Source organism: Pseudomonas sp. GM50 (assembly GCF_000282375.1).
In the GTDB taxonomy this organism is placed as follows: Bacteria; Pseudomonadota; Gammaproteobacteria; order Pseudomonadales; family Pseudomonadaceae; genus Aquipseudomonas.
In genome coordinates, this window is sequence record NZ_AKJK01000025.1 from 1 (window position 1) to 10776 (window position 10776).

At 60.7% G+C, this 10776-nt stretch carries 11 protein-coding genes; 2 read left to right on the forward strand and 9 right to left on the reverse strand.

Features of this window, described 5'->3' with window-relative positions; all coding sequences use genetic code 11:
- Window positions 1-80: 80 nt before the first annotated feature.
- From PMI30_RS24330 to PMI30_RS24320, 3 genes are all read right to left on the reverse strand, one after another.
- A complete protein-coding gene (locus PMI30_RS24330; RefSeq protein WP_008006735.1) occupies window positions 81-713 on the reverse strand; it encodes a LysE family transporter in 633 nt (210 codons plus the stop codon).
- A 231-nt stretch (window positions 714-944) separates the two neighbouring features.
- Window positions 945-1526: a mechanosensitive ion channel family protein gene (locus PMI30_RS24325; RefSeq protein ID WP_008006736.1), complete on the reverse strand. Its 582-nt coding sequence runs from the start codon at window positions 1524-1526 to the stop codon at window positions 945-947.
- Window positions 1526-3436: an ATP-binding cassette domain-containing protein gene (locus tag PMI30_RS24320; protein WP_008006738.1), complete on the reverse strand. Its 1911-nt coding sequence runs from the start codon at window positions 3434-3436 to the stop codon at window positions 1526-1528. The genes PMI30_RS24325 and PMI30_RS24320 overlap by 1 nt, the downstream gene beginning before the upstream one ends.
- 50 nt (window positions 3437-3486) lie before the next feature.
- Here PMI30_RS24320 and PMI30_RS24315 point away from each other — a divergent pair, with 50 nt between their 5' ends.
- Window positions 3487-3951 carry a TIGR02444 family protein gene (locus PMI30_RS24315; RefSeq protein WP_008006740.1) on the forward strand — a complete coding sequence of 155 codons (465 nt, stop codon included), beginning with the start codon at window positions 3487-3489 and terminating at the stop codon, window positions 3949-3951.
- Here the strand turns inward: PMI30_RS24315 and PMI30_RS31585 are convergent.
- On the reverse strand, window positions 3948-5180 hold the full coding sequence (locus PMI30_RS31585; protein ID WP_008006742.1) for an AlgP family protein: 1233 nt from the start codon (window positions 5178-5180) through the stop codon (window positions 3948-3950). The two genes, PMI30_RS24315 and PMI30_RS31585, sit on opposite strands and share 4 nt — an antisense overlap.
- Before the next feature lie 192 nt (window positions 5181-5372).
- Between PMI30_RS31585 and PMI30_RS24305 the strand changes: the two genes are divergently transcribed.
- Window positions 5373-6038, forward strand: coding sequence for an FKBP-type peptidyl-prolyl cis-trans isomerase (locus tag PMI30_RS24305; protein WP_008006744.1), 666 nt, complete (start codon window positions 5373-5375; stop codon window positions 6036-6038).
- Between the two features lie 61 nt (window positions 6039-6099).
- Here the strand turns inward: PMI30_RS24305 and PMI30_RS24300 are convergent, their stop codons facing one another.
- The 5 genes from PMI30_RS24300 to PMI30_RS24280 all read right to left on the reverse strand — a co-directional run bounded on the left by PMI30_RS24300 (window position 6100) and on the right by PMI30_RS24280 (window position 10725).
- On the reverse strand, window positions 6100-6558 hold the full coding sequence (locus PMI30_RS24300; protein WP_007899333.1) for an Rsd/AlgQ family anti-sigma factor: 459 nt from the start codon (window positions 6556-6558) through the stop codon (window positions 6100-6102).
- 179 nt (window positions 6559-6737) lie between these two features.
- Window positions 6738-7289 carry a disulfide bond formation protein B gene (locus PMI30_RS24295; protein WP_008006746.1) on the reverse strand — a complete coding sequence of 184 codons (552 nt, stop codon included), beginning with the start codon at window positions 7287-7289 and terminating at the stop codon, window positions 6738-6740.
- 262 nt (window positions 7290-7551) lie between these two features.
- Window positions 7552-8790 carry a heme biosynthesis protein HemY gene (locus tag PMI30_RS24290; protein WP_008006748.1) on the reverse strand — a complete coding sequence of 413 codons (1239 nt, stop codon included), beginning with the start codon at window positions 8788-8790 and terminating at the stop codon, window positions 7552-7554.
- Window positions 8787-9941 carry a uroporphyrinogen-III C-methyltransferase gene (locus tag PMI30_RS24285; RefSeq protein ID WP_008006749.1) on the reverse strand — a complete coding sequence of 385 codons (1155 nt, stop codon included), beginning with the start codon at window positions 9939-9941 and terminating at the stop codon, window positions 8787-8789. The genes PMI30_RS24290 and PMI30_RS24285 overlap by 4 nt, the downstream gene beginning before the upstream one ends.
- A 16-nt stretch (window positions 9942-9957) precedes the next feature.
- Window positions 9958-10725 (reverse strand): uroporphyrinogen-III synthase, encoded by a 768-nt coding sequence (locus tag PMI30_RS24280; protein ID WP_008006751.1) that lies wholly within the window; start codon window positions 10723-10725, stop codon window positions 9958-9960.
- Window positions 10726-10776 lie beyond the last annotated feature (51 nt).

Consider the following 10776-nt stretch of genomic DNA (forward strand, 5'->3'; position numbering starts at 1 on the left):
AGCCCCCTCGCCACAAAGGCTCCCTCGCCACAAATGAAAAAGGCGACCTGCAAGGGTCGCCTTTTTTGTGCCTGAAGGTTTTACACCGCCGCTTTGCGCAGGGTCGCCATGAACGCCGCCGCGCCGATGAACAGCCCGGCAAAGGTGCGGTTCATGCGTTTTTGCTGTTTGGGTGTGCGCAACAAACGCAGCACCTTCGCCGCCAGCCCGGTGTAGCCGGCCATGACGATCAGGTCGACACAAATCATGGTCACGCCGAGAATCAGGTACTGGGCCACCAGCGGCGCGTGGGGGTCGATGAATTGCGGCAGCACCGCGAGCATGAACACCAAGGCCTTGGGGTTGCTGACGTTCACCAGAAAACCGCGGAACACCAGCGCCATCGGCTTGCCAATCTGCCGGATGGCCGCGTCGTCATTCATGTCATTGGGCTGCGCGCGCCATTGCTTGACCGCGAGGTAGACCAGGTAGGCCACGCCGAACCATTTGATCGCATAGAAAGCCGTGGCGGAGGCCGCGAGGATCGCACCCACACCGGCGGCGACAATCGCAATCTGCAACGCCAGGCCCAGTTGCAAGCCCAGGGCGTTCCAGTAACCGCGCCAGAAGCCGTAGCGTAAACCGCTGGACATCGACGCAATGGCGCCGGCACCGGGAGAAAGACTGATCACCCAGCAGGCGGCAAAAAACGCCAGCCATGTTTGAAGCACCATCGCACACCTCGACTCAGACTCGTGACAGACGTCTAAGCTAATGCGCCTTTGGGCCGATGACTACCGATTTTTTGCAGGACATGGCGACTGCCGACCAGTGTTTACAACTTTCAGACCCTATCGCGAGCAGGCTCGCTCCCACATGGGGTTTGTGAGCGCCGCAAACCATTGTGGGAGCGAGCCTGCTCGCGATGGCGGTTTATCAGACAACCTCTATCTAAGAGGTAACGCCTATTTTTCAAACCCGTTCGAAGGGAACACATCAGTCCCGCGCCAGCGCCGAACCGAACGCTGGAAGAACAGGCTATTGGGCACTTGCACCATGGCGCTGCCGGTACCGAGTTCTTCGGCTTCGATCAGCGTGGTGTAGAGCAGATTGATCGCCACCACCCGGCCTTTGACGCCAGGCTTGTCGGTGGTATCCACCAACTCGACTACGTCACCGATACGGAATGGGCCGACGGTGAAGATCAGGATCGCGCACAGCAGGTTGGACAGCACGCTCCACATGGCGAAAAACGCCACGGCGGCCACCGCAACGAAACCGGACAACGCCGTCCAGAGCACCGTGGCCGACACGCCAAGGCGTTCCAGCACGAAAATCAGCGCACTGCCCATGATCAACCAACGCAAACCGCCGCGCAGCGGCATGAAAAACTGCGGTGGAAACGGATAGCGCTCGCCCAGGCGAGTCAGGCATTTGGCGACAACACGCTGGGCGACATAACTGGCCAGCAGGATCAGCAGGATTTGCACGACCAGCCAGAGCGGCTCCCCCCACACAGCCGGCAACGGCAGTTTGAAGGCGTCCATCAGGACAGTGCCTCCAGCTCCGCCTGCATGCTTTCCAGCAGTTCCAGCGCTTCCATCCAGGCTTCTTCCAGTTCGGCTTCACGCACCTTCAGCTTGGCTTGTTCAGCCAGCAGATCACGCAAGTCGTTCTTGCGCATCGGCTCGTAAATGTCGCTGTCGCCAAGGCTGGCATCGATCTTTGCCAGCTTCTCGTGCAGCTTGCCCAGTTCGGCTTCAAGCTTGTCGGCCTCGCGCTTGTGCGGTGCCAACTGCTGACGCAATGCAGCAGCAGCCTGGCGCTGAGCCTTCTTGTCGGTTTTGTCCGGATTGACCGGGGTATTGCTGACCGGGGCATTGCGTTGACGGTATTCGACCAGCCAACGGGCGTAGTCTTCCAGGTCGCCGTCGAACTCCTCGACCTTGCCGTCGGCTACCAGATAGAAATTGTCGGTGGTGCTTTTGAGCAAATGACGATCGTGGGAGACCACCAGTACCGCGCCACTGAATTCCTGCAGGGCCATGGTCAGCGCCAGGCGCATTTCCAGGTCCAAGTGGTTGGTCGGTTCGTCGAGCAGCAACAGGTTCGGTCGATCCCAAGCGATCAATGCCAGGGCCAGACGCGCCTTCTCGCCGCCGGAGAAATTCAGTACCGGCTCATCGATACGCGCGCCGCGGAAGTCGAACCCCCCGAGGAAGTCGCGCAAGGTCTGCTCACGCTCGGTCGGCGCCAGGCGCTGCAAGTGCAGCAACGGGCTGGCCTTGGAATCGAGGGAATCGAGCTGATGCTGGGCGAAGTAGCCAACGACGGTGTTTTCACCGCGCGTCAGGCGACCGGCCAACGGCTCAAGCTCACCGGCGAGGTTTTTGATCAGGGTCGATTTACCCGCGCCGTTCGGGCCAAGTAAACCGATCCGCGCGCCGGGGGTCAGTTGCAGCTTGACCTTCTCCAGCACGGTTTTATCGCCGTAACCCAGTCGAGCATCCGACAGGTCGATCAGCGGGCTGGAAATTTTCGTCGACTCGCGGAAGACGAAGTCGAACGGCGAATCGACGTGGGCGGCGGACAGTTCTTCCATCCGCTCCAGCGCCTTGATCCGGCTCTGGGCCTGACGGGCCTTGGTGGCCTGGGCCTTGAAGCGGGCGATGTAGCTTTCCATGTGCGCACGTTGCGCCTGCTGCTTCTCGTAGGCCTGTTGCTGCTGGGCCAGACGTTCGGCACGGGCGCGCTCGAAGGCGCTATAACCACCGCGATACAGGGTGATCTTGCGTTGATCGACGTGGGCCACGTGATCGACCACGGCATCGAGGAAGTCTCGGTCGTGGGAAATCAGCAGCAAGGTGCCGGGGTAGCTTTTAAGCCACTCTTCGAGCCAGATGATGGCGTCGAGGTCCAAGTGGTTGGTCGGTTCGTCGAGCAGCAACAGGTCCGAAGGGCACATCAAAGCCTGCGCCAGGTTCAGACGCATCCGCCAGCCACCGGAGAAATCTCCTACTTGCCGATCCATCTGCTCATTGGTGAACCCAAGGCCGGCCAGCAGCTTTCGAGCCCGTGCGTCGGCGGTGTAGCCGTCGGCGCTGTCGAGTTCCGAGTGCAGGCGGGCCTGAGCGGCACCGTCATGGGCCGCTTCGGCTGCGGCGAGGTCGCGTTGCACCTCGCGCAGGCGCAGGTCACCATCGAGCACGTAGTCGACCGCCAGGCGTTCGAGCGTCTCGATTTCCTGGCGCATGTGGGCGATGCGCCAGTCGGCCGGCAGGAAGCAGTCACCCGAGTCCGGGTGCAGTTCGCCACGAATCAAGGCGAACAGGCTCGATTTGCCGGCGCCGTTGGCACCGATGAGGCCGGCTTTGTGGCCGGCGTGCAGGGTCAGCTCGGCGTCTTCTAGCAGACGCTGCGGGCCACGCTGTAAAGTCAGGTTCTGAAGTCGAATCATAATGGCGGCGGAGTCTACCAGCTTCGCTCGCAACTGGCGCGAGTAGCACTATGTCCTCTGACCTGTGGAGCTTTTCCGTTATCACTTACTCCCGTCGCGGGGTAGAACCTGCGTGCCTGCAATTGCAGTCGGCAGGCGTGAATGTGTGCCTGCTGTTGTGCGGGTTGTGGCTGGAAGAGCGTGGAGTTACCTGCAACAAACAACGCTTGCAGCTGCTTCGCGATGTAGCCGGGCCTTGGGACGCGGATGTCGTGCAACCGTTGCGCGCCTTGCGCCTGCAATGGAAAACCGCCGCCAGCGAGGATGCCGGGCTGAATGATTTGCGCGAACAGGTAAAGTCACTGGAGATGGAAGCCGAACGACATCTGTTGTCGCGGCTGGAACGATTGGCACAGAGTTGGCCGCAGTGTGAGGAGACCGAACGAACGGCCTGGCTCGAAGGTGTGGCGGCAGGCGCCGCCAACCTGGACCGCGACGCGCTGCATCAGCTGCGCGTCGCGGCAACCGGCACTTAGGAAGCGCTGGTTGGGGTGGTGCTGGTGCTCGACGGTGCGGCTGGCGTTGGCGCAGGCGTGGTGGTCGAGGTGGTTGCTGCTGGAGCAGGCGAAGCCGATGCAGCGAGCGCTGGAGCCGGGGTAGCTGGCTTGGCAGCAGGTGCTGTGGTCGGCTTGGCAACGGCCGCCGGTTTTTTCACGGCAGGCTTGGCGGCAGGTTTTACCGCAGGCTTCGCAGCGGCTGGCTTGGCAGCAGCAGGTTTGGCTGCTGGTTTCGCAGCGGCAGGCTTGGCAGCAGCGGTTGGCTTGGCGGCTGCGGGTTTCGCGGCAGCTGTTTTGGCAGCCGGTTTAGCGGCAGCTTTTGCAGCCGGTTTGACAGCAGGCTTGGCTGCGGCAGTTTTAGCTGCGACAGGTTTGGCAGCTGGCTTGGCAGCAGCAGCTTTAGCGACTGGCTTGGCAGCAGGTTTTGCCGCAGCAGTTTTAGCGGCTGGCTTGGCAGCAGGTTTTGTCGCAGCAGTTTTAGCGGCTGGCTTGGCAGCAGGTTTTGCGGCCGATTTAGCAGCTGGTTTTGCAGCTGGTTTTGCAGCTGCAGTTTTCGCCACGGCCGGTTTCGCAGCAGCGGTTTTTGCAGCAGGTTTAACGGCAGCTGTTTTGGCAGCGGCAGGTTTGGCAGCCGTCGTTTTAGCCGCTGGTTTCGCAGCACTGGCAGCGACTGGTTTTTTCGCCGCCGGTTTTGCGGCAGGCTTGGCTGCGGCTTTCACCGGAGCTTTGGCAGCGGGCTTGGCCGATGCTTTTGCAGCAGCCGGTTTGGCAGCGGCTTTCTTCGCAGGTGCCGCGGCTGGCTTGGCCGAACGCAGGGACAACGCCTTGCCGACAGCCTCTTGGACACGACCGACACCCTGGGCCAGTTTCAGGCTTTCTTGAGCGTCGCGTTTGAGTTGCAGGATGTAGCTGCGCGTTTCGGACTGGCGATCCTTGAGGGCATCGAGCAAGTCCTCAAGTTCTTTCACCGCATCCTTGGCCTTGGCTTGCGCCTTGGCTTTGCCGGCCGCCGCAGCGTCCTGCAATTTGGTCCGGGATTTGTGCAACTTTTCCTGTGCTTTTCCGCGCTGCTTTTCCAACTTGGCGAGCAGTTTTTCAGCATCAGCCAAGGCTTGGGAACAAGCGTTTTCCAAATGCTCGAGCAGGCTGCCCGAGAGTTGTTGGAGTAAGTGCAACGGAGTATTTACTGGCTTCTTGGTGGCCGACATGGTTTACCTCCTGGCTGACGTGAATGCGGCTCATACTAGACCTCTGCTGCAACCGCCGCTAGGGCATGTTGACAGTATCGAAAGCACTCCGTTGCAACGAAGTAAAAATGTTCTGTGCTTGTGCAAAACCAGTTCACCTTTGAACGCATTCACACTGGCATAATCCTGCGCATCTCAGGTCGGAGAGTGCCCATGTCGCGCTACCTTTTTTTATCGCTGTGCGTGTTTTTTTCCGTGGCCCAGGCCACCGAAAAAACCGCCGCAAATGACGCTCACGATCTCGCTTACAGCTTGGGCGCAAGCCTTGGCGAACGCTTGCGCCAGGAAGTTCCGGATCTGCAACTTCAGGCCCTGCTCGAAGGTTTGCAGCAAGCCTATCAAGGCAAGCCGCTGGCACTGAAAGATGAGCGGATCGAACAGATTCTGGCCGAGCATGAAGCCCGGGTTGCCATGCAATCGCCTGTGCCGCAAAGCGAATTGGCTTTGGAAAACGAACGACGCTTTCTCGCCGAGGAAAAAGCCAAGCCCGGCGTTCGCGAACTGGCCGATGGAATACTGCTGACAGAGTTGGCGCCGGGCACCGGTGCCAAGGCCGGTCCAAATGGCAAGGTCCAGGTGCTGTATATCGGACGCCTGCCTGATGGTTCAGTGTTCGACCAGAACAGCCAACCGCAGTGGTTCAGTCTTGATAGCGTAATCACGGGCTGGCGCAGTGCGCTGCAAAACATGCCGGTCGGCGCGAAATGGCGCCTGGTGATTCCATCGGCCCAAGCTTATGGCGCTGACGGTGCCGGCGACCTGATCGCGCCGTTCACACCACTGGTATTCGAGGTCGAATTGCGTGGTGCTACAAGCTGAAACCCGCAAACGAAAAACGGCGCGCATAGCGCACCGTTTTGAGGGTGTTGCTGGATAAGGTTCAGGCCTGAACCGAGTCCTCTTCCTTGTGAGCAGTGTGCAGCACTTCAATCAGGCAATCTTCCAGTTCGAAGCGTTCGTGTAACAAGCCACCCAGCTCCTTGAATTTCTCCGCGACACACTTACCGGCATCACACAGGTCGTTGAACGCCAGCAGCTTCTCGGTAATGACGTCGATGCGCGGGTAGATCGTCTCGGCCAACTCCAGACCGCGAGTATCACCGAACGCCTTGGCTTCGCCGGTCAGCTGTTCGTAGATCTCGAAATGCCCGGCAGACACGTAGTCGACCAGCACACCGCAGAATTCCTGCAACGGTTTTCGGTTCTCGCCCAAAGCTTCGGGCTTGGCGCCGAGAGCATCATAGGCCCGAACCAGTTCGTGACGCTCCTGCAACCAGCGATCGATCAGCAGATGCACTCCACCCCAGCGTTCCTGAGCATTCTGACAACTTTCGAGCATGGTGATTCTCTCTTCCCTTGTGGGTCATGCTGCTCTACACCTGTCGCACACTTGAAAATCAAGAATCGACCAGGCAGAGCGTCATTCGAGCAACATAAATCCAATGACACGTGCGGGCCAGATTATGCCCGCGCGCCTATGGCTTCAAGGTACGCAGGAGATAAAGTTCATACAAGTGTTTAATCGCCCGCCAGTACCCGGTGCGACGACTCGCCGCTGAGCGGTCGCTGACACGCGATCCAGACAAGGCGCAGCAACTGATGCCCGCCCAGAATCATCATCGCAACGAAGAACAGCAGACTCCACTCCGGGATGCTCAGGTCGAACAGCGTCCAGGATATTTCCGCGCAATCGGCGGTTCCCTTGAACATTCGCTGCACGACACACAGCCAGGGTGTACTGGCGAACAGATCGGTCAGATCAGGCGAGCATGCCGATAACTGATGCACTGGATCACTCTGCAACACCACCTGCCGCCACGCAGTGATGGTCCCCGCCAGACTGCAGAGCAGACCCAGCAGCCAATACAGGAACGATCCGAAGCGACCAGGCCCCTGCACTGAAGCCACCAGGCAGACACCCGTGAGCAGCGCCAGGCAAACCCGCTGCAACAGGCATAACCCGCAAGGCTTGAGGCCGACCGCATATTCCAGGTAATAGGAAACGCCCAAGGCCAGGGCACCTGCAATGAAAACCATGAAAAACAAGGAGCGTGAGCAGGCCAAAGACATGGCTTTTCCGTAACAGTAGAGACAGGCGGTTACGGTAGAGGAAAGCGCGGCAGCCTTTCAAGGCAGACCACCACGGACACTTCACCAGAAGTGTAGGGAATTCCCGACAGCGTCGAGAGGATTTGATGTAGTCCTCTGTAGGACTTTGCCGGCGAAGGATTACAACGCTGAAACAGTGGCGGATTCGAAGCGACTGCGCTCTTATAAGAACATCAAAAGATCGCAGCCTTCGGCAGCTCCTACATAAGGTCCGGCGCGGAAATCAGGCGTGAGCCGGCACCGGCAGCGGTGCCGCCAGCAAGCGCTCATCCAGCAGACCCAAGCCCTCCTGGAACAGCTGATTACTGCGTTCGGTATCACCCAGTTGCGCCAGCAACCGCGCCAGTTCGGCGCAGGCTTCAGGGTTGCGTTGCACGCGCAGGCTGCTTTCCAGATAATCCCTGGCCTTGCCCCACAGACTGCCTTGCAGACACAAACGGCCTAACGTCAGCAGCAGGCTCGGGTCGGCCGGATGATCCTTGAGCCACCCCTCGGCGGTGTGCAGTTGCCTGGCAGGGTCGCTGCCGCGAACCAGTCCGTACAGGCGTGCCAGATGACTGTCGTATTTGCGCTTGAGGGCTGCACGCAGGACTTCTTCGGCCTCGACCTGCGCGCCCAGTTGCCGCAATTGCTCGGCATAGGCCAGCACCAGTTGCGGTTCCTGGCGCTGAGCAGCGGTGAGTTGCTGCCAGGCGCGATTGAGCGATTGCAAACCGACCGTTCCGTCCTCTTCCCGGTGCGCCGCCAACGAAAGATTTTCACCCCAGGCCCGGCGCTCCAGCTCAGCCAGTTCGGCCGGCGGCAATACCTTGTCCTTGCGTAACTCCGGCAACAAGCGAATCACTGCCGACCAGTCGCCCCGCTGCTGAAGCAGGCGCTGCAACTGGCGCAGGGTCTGGACGTTATGAGGATGACGCTCGTGCATGGCTTGCAGGGTCACCAGCGCGCCTTCAGTGTCGCCGCGATCAGTCTGCAATTGGGCATGGTTCAAGGCAATCGCCAGCTCGGCCTGGGGCTGTCGCTCCAGAGCGCGCTCCAACAGGTTGTCGCTTTCCTCGTAGTGACCTTGTTCGTTCGCGGCGCGGGCGGCACCCAGGTAATAGAGCAACGGCTGGCGCTCGGCTTCCGCTGCGCGATACAGATGCCGCTGCGCACTGGCCCAGCGGCCCTCGGCCAAATCCAGCTGACCGTGCTCGATCGCTACTTGCACTCGTCGACTGCGATTGCGCCGTGACCATGGATTGACCACCCCACCGGAAGTCGTCACCAGTTCGACCAACGCCTTGATACCCCAGAACACCAGCCACAGCACGGCCACCAGGGCCAGGGTGGCCCACAGGCTCGACTCGTAACGGAAAGTTTTGTAGGCGATCAGCACGTAGCCGGAATGCTCGGCAATCGCCAGCCCCAGCGCGGCGGCGGCAGCGATAACCACGAACACGATCACATAGAGGCGCTTCATGGCGTGGCCTCCTGCATAGTGCCCGCGGCAGGTTTGGCCAGAGGTTTCACCGACTCCTCGGCGTTGACGTTGCGCCGCTCAAGATAGGCCTGAACCGTACTCAACGTGCCCGTCAGATCTGGCGTGACCACCGTGACCGGCTGCTTGCTCAACTCGGCCACCTGCTCCAGCATGACTTTGCTCTGAGGGTTGTCCGGGTTGAAGTTGCTCTTGAGCACGTCCCGCGCCTCGGCCAGCGCCTGGGTGTAAACCGCGGCCTGGCCATTAAGCGCAGCCCATTGCGCCTGTTCCAGCGCCAGGCTGAGAGCCAGACGCACCTGGCTCAGGCTCTGCCCTGCCAGCAACGGACGGACATTCTTGTCGGCGTTGAAATCGATGCGGATATAACGCGATATCTGATCCCACCATTGCGCCCAGCGACTGGCACCGTCGCCATCGGCAGTCAGGCCCAGCAGGGATTCGCCACGATCCTTGTACTCAGGCGCCAACTCGGTGAGGTTGATCACCTGATCGCGCAAGGCACCCAGTCGCAGGAACAACCCGGTGCGATCCGGCTGTTCGGTACTGCGCAGGGCTACCAGGGTTTTGGCCACTTGCTCGCGAGCGGCAAAAGCCCCCGGGTCGTTTTGTTCACGGAGAATTTCATCGGCGCCCTGCACTAGGGCCTGGGCACTGCTGATGTCTTGCAACGCCGACAGACGCAGGCTGGCCAGACGCAGCAAGTGCTCGGCTTCGGCCAGACGCCAGTCCTTGCGGCTCGCGCCGAGGACGGTTTCCAGACGTTGATTCAGACGTTGCTGATCGCCTTGGAGTTGAGTGACCAGACGACTACGCGCGTCGAGCTCCTCGGCGGCCGGCATTTGCTCGAGGCGAGCCGTCAGGCGCTGCTCGTTGAGCTTCAGGCTCTGGGCCTGATCGTTCAGCGCCTGAACCTGACTCAACTGTTGCTGGTTATTGGCTTGCAGGTGACGCACCTGCCAGACTCCCCAACCACCCACGGCAACACCGGCAGCGCCCAACAGCAGCGCGACGATTGCCAACCCATTGCCTCGGCGCTGCTCAACAGCAGGTGGCGCAGTTTCAACCGGTGCATCAGCCGGTGCATCTAGCACGGGCCGGACGTCATCTTTAGGCAAGGCTGTTTCGCTCACGTATCCATCCTTTGCATTAGAAAACGGGCACGGGGTGTTCCCGTAACGCCGCCAGCAAGGCCGCGGCACTGGCGCCACGACAATCCACAACTGTTTGGGCCCCGGCGGCACGTGCCAGCTCGGCGACCCTGGGGCTTGGAACAAACAACGGCAACCGCACCATGCTCGGCCAGGCAACGCCGGCCAATCGGTGCAGGTGCTCAAAACCCTGTCCACTGCTGACCACCAGCCCGTTCAAGCGTTCCGCTTTGATCCGGTCAGGCAGCGTTGCCGACGGGTACTGCGGCAAACCGCGTCGGTACAACTCCAGATACTCGACACTAGCACCAAGCTCGCGTAAACGCTCAGCCAGCAGCTCGCGCCCACCCTCCCCGCGCATGATCAGCACCCGCGGATCGGGGCCGGCGACAGCCTCGCGCAACGGTGCAAGCGCAAGCAAGGCTTCGCTGTCATCGCCGTCGACCGGGAAGCTCACATCCAGCCCGTTATCCTCGAGGATCTGCGCCGTCGCCGCGCCCACGCTGAACCACTTCAGAACCGGGGGCTGCGGCCAGTACCGGTTGAGCAAATCGACAGCGATTCTGGCGGCCGGCTTGCTGACCACAATCACCGCGCAATAACTATCCAGGTTCTGAATCACTTCGCGCATTGTGTCAGAGGCGGGAATCGGCTCGATATCCAAAAGCGGCAAGCTGCTGCTGAAAACCCCCGCGTCGGCCAGCACACGGGCTAGCGCCGCCGATTCATCCGCAGGGCGCGTCAGCAACAAGCGCCAGCCAGTCACTCGTGCCCTGCCTCGCCATAGACTGCTTTCAGAATGTCGGCGGCGCCCTGC